This window comes from Paenibacillus sp. FSL F4-0097 (genome assembly GCF_038593125.1).
GTDB classification, from domain to species: Bacteria; Bacillota; Bacilli; order Paenibacillales; family Paenibacillaceae; genus Paenibacillus_AQ; species Paenibacillus_AQ odorifer.
The window spans coordinates 4,425,670-4,442,474 of sequence record NZ_CP151965.1 but is presented as its reverse complement, the minus strand read 5'-3'; the positions used below and the strand labels follow the sequence as shown (position 1 = coordinate 4,442,474).

Sequence of the window (16,805 nt, the reverse complement as noted above, 5' to 3'; positions counted from 1 at the left end):
CGAGTTCACAAGTCTAGGAATAATAGAGAAATTGGGCTTATACTAAACTAGGGATCTTCAGAAGTGGTTATGGCGGAAACCTATTCGGGGAGTTGTTTGTTTTACTTACTGACGTATTGTCATTTGTTGGATTTTTTTATTAATATGGTTTTCCAAAGAAAAATAGTTTGTGATTTTTGGGGGAGTAGAAATTTTGGATATGATGAACATACTGGTTGAAGAACGCCATTGTCCTTTATGTAAAGAATTGAATCGTTGTGGCGCTGAAAGCGGTGACTGTTGGTGTTTCCATACAGAAATTCCACTCGAATTGCAGGAACAGATCCCGGAAGAACTGAGAGGGAAAGCTTGTATCTGCCAAAAATGCGTAGAAGCATTTAATAAACATTAACCGGGATATTAATTAATTCTCGACGAAAACCGTAATTTCATTGTATATAATTAAAGTGTAATCTAAAAAAATAATGGAGGCGCAGATGAGGAAGCCAATAATTGCAGTAGATATGGATGATACAATTTGCCATCTAGTGAAGCGAGCCATATACCATAATAATAATGATTTTCCCACGCATCTGCTACGGTATGAGGAAATGCTTGATTGGAATACGGATCATTTACGTCATCCGGATTGTACACAAGAGATTTTCTATGGGCGGCCCGGTCTGTATGAAGAGCTTGAACTGTTTGACGAACATGTCGTAGGAGAAATGGAGAAACTGCATAACGCTTATGATGTAATTATTGTTACGGCAGCCCAACCCCAGTCGGTGGTGGAAAAATGGAACTGGTTGCAGAAGCATATGCCGTTTATTCCGATTGAAAATTTCTTTACCTGTAAGCGAAAAAATCTTATTAACTACGATCTATTGATCGATGACGGGGTGCATAACCTGGTTCCGGCATTGCAGGGGGGAAGAAAAGTGCTTTGTATTCCGCATCCATGGAATTTGCGGGCCCGTGAACAATATGCTTTTCCATTATTGACCTCATGGGAAGGTGCAAAAGAGAAGATAGATCAGATGTTAGGACGTCCAGAGAACGAATGAGACTGTTTTTTATAGATGATGTACAGAAAAATATCCTCCGCCAAAAAATGAAGGTATCCCATTAGCCATTACTAATGAGCCTAAAAAGGACGAGTTCATTCATTTTCGTTACCTTGCGAATAAGTCCATGTTGAACAACAAAAAACTGTATCCACAACGTCTTCGTATCTCTTCGCTAGTAACCATTGGAAAGAACATTATAGGGCCTATATTATTCTATCTATTGGTTTTCCTGAAATTAAGCTGGTTCTATATTTTGGTATATACCATATGTTATTTTTCAGTTTCTGAGCTTCCCCCGCTTGTCAATGCGGTGTTCATTCTTATTATTCTATGGAAAATCAGGAACATTTGCAAAACAGCATACCTATTCTCGAACTAATATCAGGAGGCTCTATATGCTGAAGGAATACAATGTTAAGCAAAGAAAACGATTGGAAATGTATTTCCGCTGTCTTTCCTCTACCTGCATACGTGGTCTCTTAGGGAGATACTATGTGGTTTATGAGTTTGATTTCAGTAATGTCTTCTTCAAAAGAGGATTAATCAAAAATGCTTGTGAAAGATGGAATATCGAGGATGCTAACTCCTTTCATCGCCAGATTCGCTGGCTTCTAGAGGATGGCAACCGTGCAGAATATAGATCTTTACATGCTCGATTAGCCACACTTTCCGAAACCTCACGCAGTAAATATCTTGAGGCACATAAGGATCATGAGGATTTTGTTAATCTGAAGGTTGTTGCACAAGGAATACATCAGTTGCCTTCTGGTGACATTTCTGCTTTTGGGTTAGCTTGGGTAATTTATCTGAGCCGGATTGGTTATGTTGAGGATTATTTGAAGAAGGAAGAAGCCTGGGAATACAAAATAGAAGCAGCAAGGCAGCTACAAGAACGTTATAGCAGTTGGGCGGATTATTATATAGCCTATTCCTTGGGCAGCAAATTTTCATTAGTACATTCCGGCGGATTAGATAATCTATTTGAGACGGGATTGCAGAAGCTCATGCGAAATAGCAGCATTCTATACAGGGAAGCCGTTTGGGGGCAAAATCTGCAGCCGGAAGCCACTTAGTCCGTACTTAGGTAATTAATACCTATTGAATACCTATAGAATATCTATCCCGTGTTGCTTAAGGACCCAAAGGACGCTATTTGCAAATTTATAGCCCTTTGAGCCGGTTTTCGGACTCCAGTGCAGCTATTCCTTGAGGAAGGGGTCTTTTGTGGTGTTTTTCATGTTAATAGTGGCTATGCGGTCCGTTAGGATTCCAAATGGGGGATAATGCAGCATATAAGGTCAGCTGTGACCGATAGGCTATTATGTCGTAAGTGTAAATGTGATATAAGCAAACGAAGTTTAGTGTTACAACACGAGCAAAGGTTTCGTTCAACGGATCAGATCAAAGAGCAAGCTAAAAGTAAAACGCAGCAGTAAGACCCAACAGTAAAACCCAGCAGTAAGACCCAACAGTAAAACCCAGCAGTAAGACCCAACAGTAAAACCTAACAGTAAAATCCAACAGTAAACAATTTGACTAAACAGAAAATAGTAAGACTAAAACTCAACAGTAAAACCCAACAGTTTATCCAAAAAAGAGGGAGTTCCAGCTGCTATAACATAGCTTTTGGAATTCTCTCTTTTTGTGATGCCGGATTAATCTTGACAGGATCTGATATTTGTATATAATTGGAATAGACCGACGGTCGGTCGGTCGATAGAATGGAGGACGTTGCAGATGAGAATTTCCAAAGAAGCGGAAGAACGTAGAAATGAAATATTGGATACAGCAGAAATGCTGTTTTTTACGAAAGGGTATACCAAAACGACAGTGAATGATGTCTTGCAGGCTATAGGTATTGCGAAGGGAACCTTTTACTATTATTTTAAATCGAAGGAAGAGGTCATGGATGCTGTTGTGCTGCGATTTATTGATGCTGGTGTAGCAGCTGCTAAGCAAATTGCTGCAGATCCTAAGCTGACCGTTCAAGAAAAGCTGCTGCAAATCATTATGGCGCAAAAGCCGGATACGGACAGAAAAAGCCAAATGATTGAGCAGTTCCATCAGGCTGATAATGCACAGCTGCACCAGAAAAGCTTGGTGGAAACCATTTTGCGGCTAACTCCTGTTTTGACGGAGGTCATTGAGCAGGGCATAGAGGAGGGACTGTTTCACAATCCGTATCCCCGGGAGACGATGGAATTTCTATTGATCACCTCTCAATTTCTTTTTGATGAAGGTATATTCAAGTGGCAGCCTGAGGAAATCATCCAGAAGATAAGAGCTTTTATCTATACGATGGAAATTACGCTAGGGGCGGAGAAAGGTAGCTTCGACTATGTGTTTCAAATGTTTGAGTAGGGGAGAGGGAATATTCTGAACAACAAATCCTTCGGAAATTTTATGATCATTTGGATGGGGGAGTGGATATCCAGTATTGGCAGCGGGTTGACGGCTTTCACCTTAGGGGTTTATGTGTTCCAGATGACGCAGACTGCCTCTAGCGTGGCACTTTTAACCTTATGTGCTTTTCTCCCTTCCATTGTGCTTAGTCCTTTTGGCGGCGTGTTAGCGGATCGGTTTGATCGTCGATTGATGATGATAGCAGGGGATTTGTTATCTGCTTTTGGACTAGTATATGTTCTCATCATCATGCTGCTGGGTGAACCTCATTTATGGCAGATTTGTCTAGGCGTGACGTTTAGTTCGATTTTTGTATCCTTGCTTGAACCTGCCTACAAGGCTACCATTACAGATTTATTAACAGAGAAGCAATTTGCCAAGGCCAGTGGTTTAGTTCAGCTTGCTGCGTCCTCAAAATATCTTCTTTCCCCTATCCTTGCCGGGATTTTGCTTAGCTTTATGGATATAAAAACTATCCTGCTTATAGATATCTCAACCTTTCTAGTTACAGTTCTTGCAGTGATGGCTGTTCGCAGGAATCTACAGACTGAACACAGAGTCCCAACGAATCAGTCGTTTGTAAAAGATTTGAAGGAGGGCTGGGATGCTCTTATTTACACGAAAGGTGTACTGCAGCTTACGATCATTTTGTCTGTCGTTACTATTTATGTGGGTTTTCTCCAAACCTTATATACGCCTATGCTTCTACCCTTTACGGATACGAAAACTCTAGGCACGGTATTGTCTGTAAGTGCTATAGGGATGTTGCTCGGCAGTCTGATTATTGGAGTTTTTAGCATCGATCGTAAATATATTAAAGTATTAGCGCTCGGCCTAGGATTCGCCGGACTGTTTTATTCATTGGTGGGTCTGACCACGAATGTTGCTTTCATTACAGCTGCTGGCTTTTTATTTTTTGCAACGTTGCCTTTTGTTAATACCAGTGCTGACGTTATGATTCGCAACCATATCCCAAATGACACACAGGGGCGGGCATGGGGGATCATTGGCATTTTATCACAACTTGGTTATGTGGCTGCGTATGCTTTTGCTGGCATATTGGCTGATCAAGTGTTTAATCCTCTTTTACGAGAGGGAGGTCTGCTTGCTTCATCAGTAGGCAAGGTGATAGGCACAGGGGAAGGACGGGGAATCGGCTTATTATTTATCATCTCTGGTTTGCTCATCATTATTATGGCATTTGTGATCCCCAGAATGAAATCAATTCGCTACCTTGAACATGAATAATTGAATTCCGTATTAGAGAGGAGAAGGCCCGTCAATGCTGCTACGAATTGTAAAAAGAGACCTTCAACGCAATAAAATCATTACCTTCGGATTATTTGTGTTTATCATGTTATCGGCTTTGCTTGTTGCTTCAGCGTCGCAAGTGATTATAGAATTGTCGGGGTCCTTGAATCAGCTATTGATTAAATCCAAAGCCCCTCATTTCGTGCAGATGCACGCAGGACAAATCGACAGCTCAGCAATCGAGAGCTTTACAACTACTAATCCACTGGTGAAAGATCAACAAACCGTAGAGATGCTTAACTTGGATGGATCTAACGTTTATCTAGGCAGTAACCAAGGCTCGGAAGCAAACAGCGTGATGGATATCGGCTTTGTAGAGCAGAATCCTTCGTTTGATTTGCTGCTGAATTTAGAGAACAAGGTGATTGAGGTATCGGCAGGAGAAATCGCTGTCCCCATTTATTATATGAAGCAAAAGAATTTGAAAATCGGCGACGTAGTTAGCATTCTAGGTGAACAGTTCGATAAAAAGTTTGTGATTACTGATTTTGTAAGGGATGTCCAAATGAATCCAGCCATGGTCAGCTCCAAACGATTTGTCGTAAATACTGCTGACTTCATAGCGCTGAGACAGAAGCTGGGTGAACCTGAATACCTGATTGAATTTCAGCTTACGGATCTATCCAAGCTCAATGATTTCCGCAATGAGTATCAATCCTCAAATCTGCCCAATAAAGGCCCCTCTATTGACTATCCTTTATTTAAAACGCTGAATGCACTGACGGATGGGATTATCGCAGTTGTTATTATTTTGGTAAGTGTTCTGCTGATGCTGATTGCTATTTTATGTCTCAGATTTACGATGATCGCTACCTTGGAAGAGGATTACAGAGAGATAGGTGTCATGAAAGCGATTGGGATCACGCAGCAAGATATTCGCAGCATTTATTTAGCAAAATATATCGTGATGGCAGCCGTCGCCTCTGTATGTGGATATTTACTATCTTTAGGTGTGGTGCGTTTGTTTACAGCCAATATTACTTTGTATTTGGGCGTTGCTCCTGCCAGTATCCTTCAATATTTTGTTCCTGTCCTGGCGGTAGGTTTGATCTTTGGAGTTGTTGTATTCTTTTGCCGGATGATTCTTAGACGCTTTATTCGCATTACGGTTGTAGAAGCTTTACGGTCAGGTACAAGGGGTGAAGCAAGGATTAACACAAGCAGATTTTCACTTAGTAAGTGTAAATTTGTTAACGTGAATGCTTTTCTCGGGGTAAAAGATGTTTACGGGCGCTTCACCATGTACGGATTATTGTTCTTCGTATTTGTGATCAGTTTGTTTATCGTTCTAGTGCCAGTGAATATATTGAATACCCTTCAGTCTCCCCGGTTTGTTTCTTATATGGGCGTCGGTCAGAGCGATATTCGTATAGATTTACAGCAATCGAACCAAATAGAGAAGCGTTTTAATGAGATGATAACCAAGCTTGAAAATGACCCGGACATCTCTAAATTATCTCCACTGATTACTTCTAGATTTAAGGTATTAGGTAGTGATGGTGTATGGGAATCGCTAAATGTTGAAACCGGTGACTTTACTATTTTTCCGCTCTCGTATGTTAATGGAGGAACTCCTAGCAGTGCAAGTGAGATCGCTCTTTCTGACCTGAACGCCAAGGAACTGAATAAAAAGGTGGGAGATATCGTTCATTTAGAGGTTGCTGGGGTGGCAAAAAAATTGACCGTTAGCGGGATCTATCAGGATATAACTAATGGTGGCCGAACTGCAAAAGCGCAATTGCCATATGACCCGAAGACGGTTCTCTGGTATGTCGTAGCTTTGGATGTGAACCCGGGAATTTCCGTCCAGGCAAAAATGGATCAGTACACCAAATTATTTTATCCAGCAAAAATCACTCATCTGCAAAGCTATTTAGCTCAGACATTAGGAAATACAATTCGCCAATTGAAGCTGGTTACAGGCTTATCCATCGTTATCGCGTTTTCGATTTCGGTATTGATTACCTCTTTATTTTTGAAAATGCTGCTTGCCAAGGATTCTTCGCAAACCGCTATTTTGAGAAGTGTTGGCTTTACGTTAGGAGATATTCGTAGGCAATACCTGGTAAGGATGCTGTTAATATCAGGGCTGGGCGTCATTCTTGGTACTTTTGCGGCTAACACTCTCGGGCAAAAAATTGCTCAAATGCTAGGCTCTTTTATGGGTGCTTCTAAGATACAGTTTGTAGTCAATCCGGCGGTAGCCTATCTTATTCTTCCTATACTTTTCATGCTGATTGTAGCGCTCACCACCGTAACAAGCACGACTTCAATGAGAAAATCCAGTATAGCCAAACTAATTGTCGAATGATAGGAGGTGACAGAATGTTCATATTAGAGACGAAGGGGTTAAAAAAAAGTTATTCAACAGGGCAAGGAACTCCGCAGTCGATATTAAAGGATGTTCAGCTTCAGGTGTCACAGGGGGAATTCATAGCTGTCATGGGACCTTCTGGTTCAGGAAAATCAACATTGCTGTATACGATCAGCGGGATGGATAAGTTGACAGCGGGAAGTGTTGTTTTTAAAGGGCAGGAGATCAGCGGAGTTTCAGAGAACGAATTAGCCGGACTGCGCTTAAAGCATATGGGCTTTATTTTTCAGCAAATGCATCTGTTAAAAAACTTGAATATCCGCGACAATATCATCCTGTCTGCTTATCGGGCGAGAACCAGCAGCCGTAGAACTATCAATAAAAGAGCAGCCGAGTTAATGAACAAAACAGGAATTGCTACGCTGGCTGAACGTGATATTACACAGGTGTCAGGAGGACAATTGCAAAGAGCAGCAATCTGCAGAGCACTCATTAATCAGCCAGATATATTGTTTGGCGATGAGCCAACCGGGGCGCTTAACTCAAAAGCAGCTAGTGAAATCATGGACATATTAGCAGATATTAATCAATCAGGAACAACGCTTATAATCGCCACACATGATGCTAAAGTCGCTGCTCAAGCTGAGCGTGTCTTATATATGCTAGATGGCAGCATTGCAGCTGAGCAACGGCTTGGAAAATATAATCGCGTAGATGGTGAATTGAAAAGGCGGGAGGAGAAGCTTGCGGCCTGGCTATTAAAGCTGGGATTCTGATTGGGGATCTAGCGCTGTACGAATGTCAAACAACGTTTTACAGTTTAATATCTGCCCAGCACTAAAACCTATTTTATATGCAATAATAACCACTCAATGCGAAGGCATTAAACAATTAAAAAAACTATTAACGCACCTCGATCATTGCTGATATAAACCGAACAAAAAAGCAATTGCCCCGGCACATCCGGATAACTGCAATTGCTTTTTTATTCACTTACTAATTCTTTAGAAAGCTTACGGCACTACGTAGATATTGGGTTTAAACACAGTGGGCATACCGTTGCCTAGGAAAAATCCTGTGTGCGGAGGTTGATTGTAAGCTGTATTCTGCCAGGCAATGCTCAACCGATATACTGGATCATGCATTAAGGTATATATTTTATTAGTGGTGATGTTCGTAGTTGTATAGATTCGTAGAGCCGAGTTATCGGACTTTCTCCAGATAGCCTCTTCGCGCCAGTCTCCAAGCAGGTCGGCCTGTAGGCTTGGCGTTGCTTTGGTACTATTGTTGGATGCTACGCTCGCTCCGGTTAATAAATTGGTAACGGAGTTGCTTGCAGGGTTCCATTTATCAATCTTGACACCATCCAGCAGTTCGCGGGACAAGTCGCCATCCCACCAGATTCCAAAATTCACAGAAGGCATTGTGCTGCTTATTTTGGTGCCTGTAATGGAGTATAGGCCAACGCCGTGAGCCCATACCTCTTCCCCGGGATAATTGGGATCAATATCGGCAGCCATCCCCCGGCCGGTATCTTTTCCCGTGTATACACCCCATAAGACCGTCCCGTTTGCAGCATCCCATACCGCAGCGCCATAGGGAGAACTAGTATTTTCCATGACTTTAAAAACTTCGAGACCGGGGCGGTTCGGATTTAAATCGCCTACATGCAGCGCGTCTCCATGACCCAGCCCTGTATTGTATAAGGTCGCACCGTTATTATCAATGGTTAAGGCACCATAAATGATCTCATCCTTACCATCGTTATCCACATCGGCTACACCTAAGCTATGATTACCTTGACCGGCGGTTCCAGCATTGGTGGAGCTATTGCTATCAAAGGTCCATTTACGAGTCAAAGCACTGCCATTCCAGTCAAAAGCTACAACGACTGTGCGTGTATAATAACCACGTGCCATAATGATGCTTGGATGTACTCCATCCAGATAGGCTACTCCTGCTAAAAAGCGGTCTACTCGATTGCCGTAATTGTCACCCCAACTGGATACCGTTCCTCTGGCAGGAACATAATCAATTGTGCTTAAGGCTTTCCCCGTTTGTCCGGAAAATACACTCAGATATTCAGGTCCGGTCAGGATATATCCACTGGAATTGCGATAATCTGCACTTGCGTTTCCAATGGTTACGCCAACTCCGTCAACCGTACCGTCTGCTGTTTTGCAGACTACTTCGGCTTTACCATCACCATTGAAATCATAGACTAGAAATTGAGTATAATGTGCGCCAGCCCGAATATTTTTACCCAGATCAATTCGCCATAGCCGAGTTCCATTCAGCTTATAGGCATCCAGATAGACGTTGCCTGTATAGCCACTTTGCGAGTTGTCTTTGGAATTGGAAGGATCCCACTTCAACACGATTTCATATTCCCCGTCACCGTCTAAGTCGCCTACGCTGGCATCATTGGCACTATAGGTATAACTTACGCCATCTGGCGTAGTGCCGCCAGCCGGAATCTGAATTGGAACGTCCAAATAATTGTTGGCCCATACATTTGCTGCTGGGGAATCAGATTGCTCAATACCGCCAACGATTGCTCGAACTGTATAGCTAGACGAAGCTGTGCCGGCGTTATCCTGATAATTTGTGCTGTCCGTGATTGGGGTAACGTTTACTTTTGTGCCATTGCGGTATAAATTAAAAGAAACCGACAGTTCTTCTGTTCCGAGTAGCCGCCAGCTCACAAATACACCGCTGGATACCTTTACTGCTACTAGTCCCCGATTTAGCTTTTCCGCTTGCCGGGCAGCTGCTGCCGACACAGAGGAAAGAGAGCCAAAAGCTGCCGTCCCTAAGGTAAAGACTAAAAACCAAATGATTACAAGATACCCTGATTGATGTAACCGCTTACTCATTAACGAAGCCTCCTTTTCATTTTTGGTTCACGAGGGTTACACAGGATGTCATAGTGAACAGTACATAATATTTCATAAAGATAAAAATATGTTTTAAATTTACTTGAACCATTTTATATGAGTACGGCTTCACTCACACGGAAAGGAATACATAACATGGAAAATATGAGCTATAATTTAAAATTCGCAACACTTTGTGCCAAATATAATCTGGGTCTGTTGATGAATGAACCTGAACCGATAACAGGTGGACTCTTGCACAGAATGTATCGCCTGCAAACGGATAAAGCGCAATACGCAGTAAAGGCCTTAAATCCTCAAATTATGCAACGAGATACAGCCATGTCTAATTATATTTTTTCTGAAATGGTTGCGAATCTGGCTTATCAAAAGGGGATCCATGCTGTTCCGGCAATCGTATCTAATGGCAGTAGTATGCACGAGGTTGAGGGGCAATTTTATTTATTGTTTCCATGGGTTCAGGGGAAGGCATTACCTTTAGGTGAAATAGATTTAGATTGTTGTAAAAAGATTGGGGCAATTCTTGCGCAGCTCCACATCATCGATTTCTCACAGGGAACGGATGATCATCACTTTGAAACGCTTATAGCGTCTAATGCTGCAGTTGCCAATTGGAAAGAGCTTGCTCTCAAAGGAGAGCAGCAGCGTGCAGAATGGTCAAGCTTGCTGGCAGATCACCTGCATAAGATAGAGAATTGGGAGGCATTGATTCATTCTTCAGCGAGTCTATTGACGAATCATTATGTTATCAGCCATCGGGATTTAGACCCCAAAAATGTCTTGTGGGATGAGCAGAAAGTTCCGATAATAATCGATTGGGAAGCAGCAGGACCTATTCATCCGACAGTAGAGCTGATAGATGTAGCTTTATATTGGTCAGGTTCTGAATCGGGAGATTTAAGCAAAAAGGCATTCTCAAATTTGATTAACAGCTATCTGGAGCATGGCGGAGAGATTTATGCGGATTGGCAGGTTGTGCTCAACTATGGCTTTTTGGGAAAATTAGAATGGTTAGCTTACAATATCAGACGTTCGCTAGGACTGGAGAGCTCGGATGACGCAGAACGGGAGCTGGGTACTTGTGAGGTAATCCGTACGATTAATGCATTACAGAACTATGCAGATTTTATTCCACAATGTTTATTATGGTTGGGAGATTTAGATAACCGTCACTACCTTTGGTGAGGATCATTTAGCAGGCCAACCTGCCAGGGAGTTTTATCGGAAATTAGGATTTAGTCCTTTGCAGGAATATGTTCCCGATGGACCGGATGGGGGTTCACGCCAAAAGTTTAAACTGACTGTAAGTTAAAAAGGAGGACTTATGAAGAAGTTTATAGTTATATCTGGCGTCTCGCTATTTTTGCTGGCGATTTCTTTTAACCCATTGTTCAACTATATACGTGAAAACAGGCAGGAAAGCAGATATGACTCCATGGGATGAAGAGGAGAAGGCCCCGCCTGGTGATATTGTCAAAGTTCAGTTCTTATTAAATAATCAAAAAATCTCCACCCCTGATGAAATATGGCTATCCAATCGGGACAGAGGCAGCAGATATTTTTCGTGGATAGATATTCTCACAGTAAAGGACCGAAAGACTGGTGAGGAACAAGTAAGTATAGTCCAAAGACTGACCGATGATAGTCAACCCATGGAAAACAGAAAATGGAAAATCATCACGATTGCACAAAACGGAGAAGTAGACGAAGAGGTTCTCAGCTATGCGCAAAGAAGCATCAATCATTTAGGTGTCAAGCTAATCGAGTTCTCCGGTACCTCCCTTATGGGTATGGGGTATTATTCAGATGTTACTAAGGCCTATCCTAGTATTTTCTTCCCACTCCTATTTCCGTTTCTTACTGGAATAGCGGGTCTCCTGTTATTGATTTTTCTGGTTGTTCTATTACTGTTTGAGCTTTATCTTAGACGCGTTATTAGAAAAAGAAGGCGATAAAGAACACAGGATACATTCTGAAATTACTTGTAGTTTCGAATTACCTTTAATTTAGTGATAGTTGATAAGGCAAACAGCAGCAGTAAGACTCCGATTGAACCCATGACAGGACCAGGGCTGAAGAGATCAGACAAGAACGAGACAGCAGTAAGACCAATGGATGGGGCTACACTCATGATAGAACCTAATACACCGAACACCCTACCCTGGATGTCTTCTGAAACTTCCAGCCTAAGGATTGTATTAATCAGCAACGTGGAGAATGAGAACATGAAGCCAATCACAAGAATGATAGGAATGGCAATCGCAGCGGAAGTGACGAATGATAACAGGAGGTACAGGGGACCGAGACATAGCAGTCCAGTCATAATAAGGAAACCTCTGTTTTTCAATTTGGAGCCAAGCAGCAAGATCAGTCCGGACCCGATCATATAACCAAGTGGAATACAGGCTTCAATAAGTCCAAACTGAAAGGGAGTGGAATCCCACACTTTGACGGCCATAACCTGCGTCAACATCAGGGAGGGGACAAAAAATAAGGTTAAGGTAGGAAGCATAATCATAACGGCGCGTGCGAAAGGATACCTCCAAATATAGCGAATTCCATCAACCAGATCCTGTGTGAATTTCCGTTCTTTCTTGGGTGCGTTATTTAATTGAGTTGGCAAAGGAAGGGAGCGAACTGCTAAAACGAGCAGAAAGGAGAGGAAAAATGTAACTCCATCAAATAAAATAGCGTCGGCTGCTCCAAAACTCGCTACGAAAATACCACCGGCTGAATAACCAATAGTCCGGCAGATGTTTTCAGACAAGTTCAACAATCCTACCGCTTTTTGTAGATGTTCTTTACCAACAACAGTAGTGATAGAAGCTTGGTATGCCGGGGACTGGAATAAAGCTGAAACGGTCGTAAGACCCGTCAGTATAGCGACTATAATGAACGATGTAGAGGGCAGGGAAATGGCTAAAGCAAGTGTCACTACGAGTCCGCAACTTATCAGATCGGTGATCAGCATGAGGGTTCGACGATTGACCCTATCCGCAAAAGTTCCCCCTATCGATCCAAGTAAAGAACTGAGCACTAAATTGATTATCGTGATGATGGCAATCATTTTGGCGCTGCCGGTCGTTTGCAGTACCCATAAACTTAAAGCAATACTATGAAAAGTGTTACCGAATAAGGAAATGGAGTACGAACTGAGTAGCAGCAGGAATCTCCGATTTCCCCAAAGAGAGGGATGAGCTTGAACAGCAGGGGGAACTTGTTTCACTAATACAGGATCAGGCATAAGTTATGCTCCCTTCAACTTAAACGCTTAAGTGAACAGACAAAAAAATTATTCTACAAAATAACAATTATTTTCTTGTGCGGAGTAGTCAGAATGATGCAATAATTTGTCCATGAGTTCAAATGCAGTAGCCGCTTTATCCCCTGTGAAAATGAATTTATGAACGTCATCGCCTAATATTTCCGGACAATTGCAGGTGCAAAGCACAGAGAGTTGTTCGAACCTCCCGTTTTTTTCAACGTAACTTCCAATAAACTCATTAATGACAATGGCCTCTTTATAGTCCCCCTCCTGTAAGAATGTATTTAATTCCTCCAAATTGACAACGGTGAATATCGCTTCTTCAGGTAATGGAATACTGTCCTGAATAAAGCGGGTGAGGAAAGAGTTATTGAAGCTCTCCATAATTAAACATACCTGTGAAAGGTCCTGTGGTTTTACCTTTTGCAGAGCTGCTCGATAGTTGAAAAGGACCTGCTTAAAGAGTTTATCTTCAATCATGCTGTCGATCAGAATCAAAGGAATTCCTTCTACAAAATGCTTGGAGATCGAATAAAAGGCTTCCTCGCGCACATCGATCAGAAATACAGCCTCCAGCTTTCTTTCTACGATAATATCCAAAGAAGGCTGATCAACATCAAGTGAATATAGCAGCGTATGGTAACCAGCATTTGTTAACCGTTGTTCCAAGGCATGTATAAATGAGAACTGGGCATGGAGCTTCCAGTGTGGTGTATGGGCTGAGGTATTAACAAGCACACCTACCAATCCTGTTTTCTGATTCGCAAGTGAACGTGCCGCCAGATTGGGTATGTAGTGTAGTTCCTCGGCAAGCTGAAGAATCTGCTGGCGCGTTTTCTCAGGAATGGTTTGGTTGCCGACACGATTCAGAACATAGCTCACTGTTGCGACGGAGACATTGGCACGAAGTGCGATGTCCTTCATGGTTGTCTTTTTCACCAGTAAATAGCTCCCTTATCCTTGTGATATTTTCTAAAGATTAACATTCTGATCCCAAAGCGTCAATGGGAAGTGAGTGTGCAGTTAGATGACCCTGCTAGGTTCTAGAAATGGAAGAATTGCGGTGAAATTAATCTATCGGAATCAATAGATTCCATGTTATTCTAGTTAATAAAAATAATAGAAATAGGGGGAGTGTCGATGAAAAAATTGCTCCATGTTCTCTTTGTTTTAGTATTACTAATAGGTTTAAATGTAAGTGAAGGGAACACTGCATCTGCTGTACAGGCTAAACAGGTGTTGCGTATTGGTTTTGATTATATTCCTGTAGATCTAGATCCTGCCTCTTCCACAGATAGTAGTACGACTACGGTCATTAAAGGGATATTTGAGGGATTGGTGCGTTTGAATGATGCGGGAGAGGCGGTTCCCGGGATAGCCAAGTCGTGGACAGTCTCCAAGGATGGGAAAACATACACGTTCTCCTTGCGGCCGAGCGCAAAATGGAGTAATCAGCAGCAGGTTAAGGCTTCAGATTTTGAGTATGCATGGAAACAAGCGCTTGCACCTCAGTCTATGAATAGCTATGCATTCAAAATGTTCATAATTGCTAACGCAGAGAATTATCATAAAGGGAAGCTAAAGGAGTCTTCGAAAGTGGGTGTGAAAGCGTTAAATAACGATACACTCCAAGTGACTTTGAATGAAAAAACTTCACATTTCCCGCAGCTTCTCGCGGAAAGTATTTACATGCCAATTAATGCGCAAGTCGCGAAAGCAGATAAGAATTGGGCGTACAATATTAAAACTATGGTTACTAATGGCCCTTTTAAACTGCAACAGTGGGATGAAAATTCGATTCATCTAATTAAAAATCCAAACTATTATGCGGCGCAAGAAATTCGTTTCTCAGAGGTGCATCTACTTCGGCCTAAAGCTGGAACACCTTCGCCAACTATGGCCTACTTAAACAATGAAGTTGACTGGGTAGGGGCAAAAGATGAGCTGATAGATAAGGCTTCTTTAAATTCTGTATTCCCTCAGGAGTTATATGCTTTGCCGTATGCTTCTACATATTATTATCAGTATAATCTAAGCAAAGCACCTTTCAAAAATCTGAAGATACGTAAAGCATTAGCCATGGCAGCTAACCGAGAATCTAACGGCTATGGTACACCTGCTTACGGTTTTATTCCTCGGAGTATTCGTGGTTCCAAGTTGAATTTTAGATCAGAGATTATTGATACACGGTATTTCAAAGAGGATGTAATACAGGCTAAGAAATTACTTCAGGAAGGTTTGAAGGAAGAGGGCTTAACTCAGCTTCCTAGTTTTTCGATTATTATAAATGAAGGGCATGAAGAAATTGCAGAAGCCGTTATTAACAGCTGGAACAAAAATCTGGGCATTACAGTAGGCTTTGAGGTTCAACCCTGGGAAGATCTGCTTGATAATCGTCTTAAGCTGAATTATACAATGGCAAAAGCGGCTTGGGCAGCCGACTATAACGATCCATCGACTTTTTTAGATTATTTCACATCTTGGAGCAGCGATAATGATTCGGGCTGGAGCAGTGCACTTTATGATAGTTATATTAAACAAGCTAGGCTTACATTAGACACTAGCGAACGAAACAAGCTTTATGCAAAAGCTGAAAAAATGCTCATTGACCAAATGGTCATCCTTCCGCTGTATTATTTTTATGCTGATGTTTTGCATAAACCTAACATTAAAAAAGTAAGTGTAGAGTATGATGGTTCCATATCTTTTTCAAGAGGGTATTTAATCTAAAAAATTATAGTAATAAAGACTATGAGGATACTTCCGCAGTTATTGGGAGTGTCCTTTTTGTATGGAATTAATCACCTTTGTGAAACCGCTTCAGATAACGACACAATATTGTGAAAATTTTCACCTTTTTATTAAAAATTTTAATATATAATTAATTTATAATCAAAAACAAGGGGGATTTAAAATGAAGTTATTTAAAATGATGTTAGTAGCAGGCGTCTCGGTTGCAGTCTTGTCTGGTTGTGGTGCGAATAATAATAATGCAACTAATTCAGCGGCTACTACGACTCCAGCAACAGAGCAAACGGATGCAGTTACTACAGCTTCAATCGTAAATCAAGCAGATGCGTTTACCAAGGCTGTAAGTAAAGATGGAAACTGGATTATTGCCATTCTAAATGATGTGACCATTGCCCAAGATGTTGTTGTTGAAGGCGAATTCCATGATAAAGGGGCCGCAGACGGCGACATCTACCGTAAGATTGCTCTTTATGCCCAAGACGCTGATCACAAAGTTACTGCCAATTACACACTCACTGTACCTAAGTTAACTGTACAAAGTGAAAATTTACGAGTTCAAGGCGGAACCATTAAAGGTGATGTTTATGTAGAAGCGAACGGATTTAATCTGCATGAAACTTCGACTATTGATGGAAATCTTTACTTCGCAAACGAAGATGTGAAAGCAACTGCAGGGATTGAAGGTAAAGTGACTGGGGCAACTGAAGTTAAATAAGTTAGTGATGATTTCGATTAGGTAGAAGTAGAAGGACTAACTATATAGATAGAATTATCCGGATAGGTTCAGGAAAAAGGAATCAGTATGAATGGGCTGA

The 16,805-nt window shown here is 41.7% G+C and carries 14 protein-coding genes; 11 read left to right on the top strand and 3 right to left on the bottom strand.

Translation table 11 applies throughout. The features are described from left to right. Window positions 1–199 precede the first annotated feature (199 nt). From MHH86_RS19945 to MHH86_RS19915, 7 genes are all read left to right on the top strand, one after another. On the top strand, window positions 200–391 hold the full coding sequence (locus MHH86_RS19945) for a cysteine-rich CWC family protein (protein ID WP_076141099.1): 192 nt from the start codon (window positions 200–202) through the stop codon (window positions 389–391). A gap of 85 nt (window positions 392–476) precedes the next feature. Beyond that, window positions 477–1,046: a hypothetical protein gene (locus MHH86_RS19940; RefSeq protein ID WP_342479396.1), complete on the top strand. Its 570-nt coding sequence runs from the start codon at window positions 477–479 to the stop codon at window positions 1,044–1,046. Window positions 1,047–1,444: 398 nt separating this feature from the next. Next, window positions 1,445–2,122 carry a DUF1266 domain-containing protein gene (locus tag MHH86_RS19935; RefSeq protein WP_176462644.1) on the top strand — a complete coding sequence of 226 codons (678 nt, stop codon included), beginning with the start codon at window positions 1,445–1,447 and terminating at the stop codon, window positions 2,120–2,122. A 664-nt stretch (window positions 2,123–2,786) separates the two neighbouring features. Continuing rightward, a complete protein-coding gene (locus MHH86_RS19930; protein WP_036688975.1) occupies window positions 2,787–3,410 on the top strand; it encodes a TetR/AcrR family transcriptional regulator in 624 nt (207 codons plus the stop codon). A 42-nt stretch (window positions 3,411–3,452) separates the two neighbouring features. Continuing rightward, window positions 3,453–4,700: an MFS transporter gene (locus tag MHH86_RS19925; RefSeq protein ID WP_179087075.1), complete on the top strand. Its 1,248-nt coding sequence runs from the start codon at window positions 3,453–3,455 to the stop codon at window positions 4,698–4,700. A gap of 34 nt (window positions 4,701–4,734) precedes the next feature. Then, on the top strand, window positions 4,735–7,074 hold the full coding sequence (locus MHH86_RS19920) for an ABC transporter permease (RefSeq protein WP_342479395.1): 2,340 nt from the start codon (window positions 4,735–4,737) through the stop codon (window positions 7,072–7,074). Window positions 7,075–7,088: 14 nt separating this feature from the next. Continuing rightward, a complete protein-coding gene (locus tag MHH86_RS19915; RefSeq protein ID WP_076297673.1) occupies window positions 7,089–7,853 on the top strand; it encodes an ABC transporter ATP-binding protein in 765 nt (254 codons plus the stop codon). A gap of 237 nt (window positions 7,854–8,090) precedes the next feature. Here MHH86_RS19915 and MHH86_RS19910 read toward each other — a convergent pair whose 3' ends face one another. Beyond that, window positions 8,091–9,953: a rhamnogalacturonan lyase gene (locus MHH86_RS19910; protein ID WP_341170852.1), complete on the bottom strand. Its 1,863-nt coding sequence runs from the start codon at window positions 9,951–9,953 to the stop codon at window positions 8,091–8,093. Between the two features lie 165 nt (window positions 9,954–10,118). Between MHH86_RS19910 and MHH86_RS19905 the strand changes: the two genes are divergently transcribed. Both MHH86_RS19905 and MHH86_RS19900 read left to right on the top strand, forming a co-directional pair. Next, complete coding sequence (locus MHH86_RS19905) at window positions 10,119–11,159, top strand: phosphotransferase (RefSeq protein WP_342479394.1); 1,041 nt, start codon at window positions 10,119–10,121, stop codon at window positions 11,157–11,159. A gap of 218 nt (window positions 11,160–11,377) precedes the next feature. Continuing rightward, the gene (locus MHH86_RS19900; RefSeq protein ID WP_342479393.1) at window positions 11,378–11,929 is read left to right on the top strand and encodes a hypothetical protein; all 552 of its coding nucleotides are present in this window, start codon (window positions 11,378–11,380) and stop codon (window positions 11,927–11,929) included. 23 nt (window positions 11,930–11,952) lie between these two features. Here the strand turns inward: MHH86_RS19900 and MHH86_RS19895 are convergent, their stop codons facing one another. Beyond that, entirely contained in the window at window positions 11,953–13,218 is a 1,266-nt protein-coding gene (locus MHH86_RS19895) for an MFS transporter (RefSeq protein WP_038572242.1), read from the bottom strand. Window positions 13,219–13,266: 48 nt separating this feature from the next. Next, complete coding sequence (locus MHH86_RS19890; RefSeq protein ID WP_052097139.1) at window positions 13,267–14,178, bottom strand: LacI family DNA-binding transcriptional regulator; 912 nt, start codon at window positions 14,176–14,178, stop codon at window positions 13,267–13,269. Between the two features lie 201 nt (window positions 14,179–14,379). Between MHH86_RS19890 and MHH86_RS19885 the strand changes: the two genes are divergently transcribed. Together MHH86_RS19885 and MHH86_RS19880 are read left to right on the top strand one after the other, a co-directional pair. Next, complete coding sequence (locus MHH86_RS19885) at window positions 14,380–15,969, top strand: peptide ABC transporter substrate-binding protein (protein ID WP_342479392.1); 1,590 nt, start codon at window positions 14,380–14,382, stop codon at window positions 15,967–15,969. A 184-nt stretch (window positions 15,970–16,153) separates the two neighbouring features. Then, a complete protein-coding gene (locus MHH86_RS19880) occupies window positions 16,154–16,705 on the top strand; it encodes a hypothetical protein (protein WP_341430638.1) in 552 nt (183 codons plus the stop codon). The last annotated feature ends 100 nt before the right edge of the window (window positions 16,706–16,805 follow it).

Excerpts from the sequence above, each read along its gene's own strand:
- MHH86_RS19945 (WP_076141099.1), top strand. The coding sequence starts at position 200 with ATGATGAACATACTGGTTGAAGAACGCCATTGTCCTTTATGTAAAGAA.
- MHH86_RS19940 (WP_342479396.1), top strand. The coding sequence starts at position 477 with ATGAGGAAGCCAATAATTGCAGTAGATATGGATGATACAATTTGCCAT.
- MHH86_RS19935 (WP_176462644.1), top strand. The coding sequence starts at position 1,445 with ATGCTGAAGGAATACAATGTTAAGCAAAGAAAACGATTGGAAATGTAT.
- MHH86_RS19930 (WP_036688975.1), top strand. The coding sequence starts at position 2,787 with ATGAGAATTTCCAAAGAAGCGGAAGAACGTAGAAATGAAATATTGGAT.
- MHH86_RS19925 (WP_179087075.1), top strand. The coding sequence starts at position 3,453 with ATGATCATTTGGATGGGGGAGTGGATATCCAGTATTGGCAGCGGGTTG.
- MHH86_RS19920 (WP_342479395.1), top strand. The coding sequence starts at position 4,735 with ATGCTGCTACGAATTGTAAAAAGAGACCTTCAACGCAATAAAATCATT.
- MHH86_RS19915 (WP_076297673.1), top strand. The coding sequence starts at position 7,089 with ATGTTCATATTAGAGACGAAGGGGTTAAAAAAAAGTTATTCAACAGGG.
- MHH86_RS19910 (WP_341170852.1), bottom strand. The coding sequence starts at position 9,953 with ATGAGTAAGCGGTTACATCAATCAGGGTATCTTGTAATCATTTGGTTT.
- MHH86_RS19905 (WP_342479394.1), top strand. The coding sequence starts at position 10,119 with ATGAGCTATAATTTAAAATTCGCAACACTTTGTGCCAAATATAATCTG.
- MHH86_RS19895 (WP_038572242.1), bottom strand. The coding sequence starts at position 13,218 with ATGCCTGATCCTGTATTAGTGAAACAAGTTCCCCCTGCTGTTCAAGCT.
- MHH86_RS19885 (WP_342479392.1), top strand. The coding sequence starts at position 14,380 with ATGAAAAAATTGCTCCATGTTCTCTTTGTTTTAGTATTACTAATAGGT.
- MHH86_RS19880 (WP_341430638.1), top strand. The coding sequence starts at position 16,154 with ATGAAGTTATTTAAAATGATGTTAGTAGCAGGCGTCTCGGTTGCAGTC.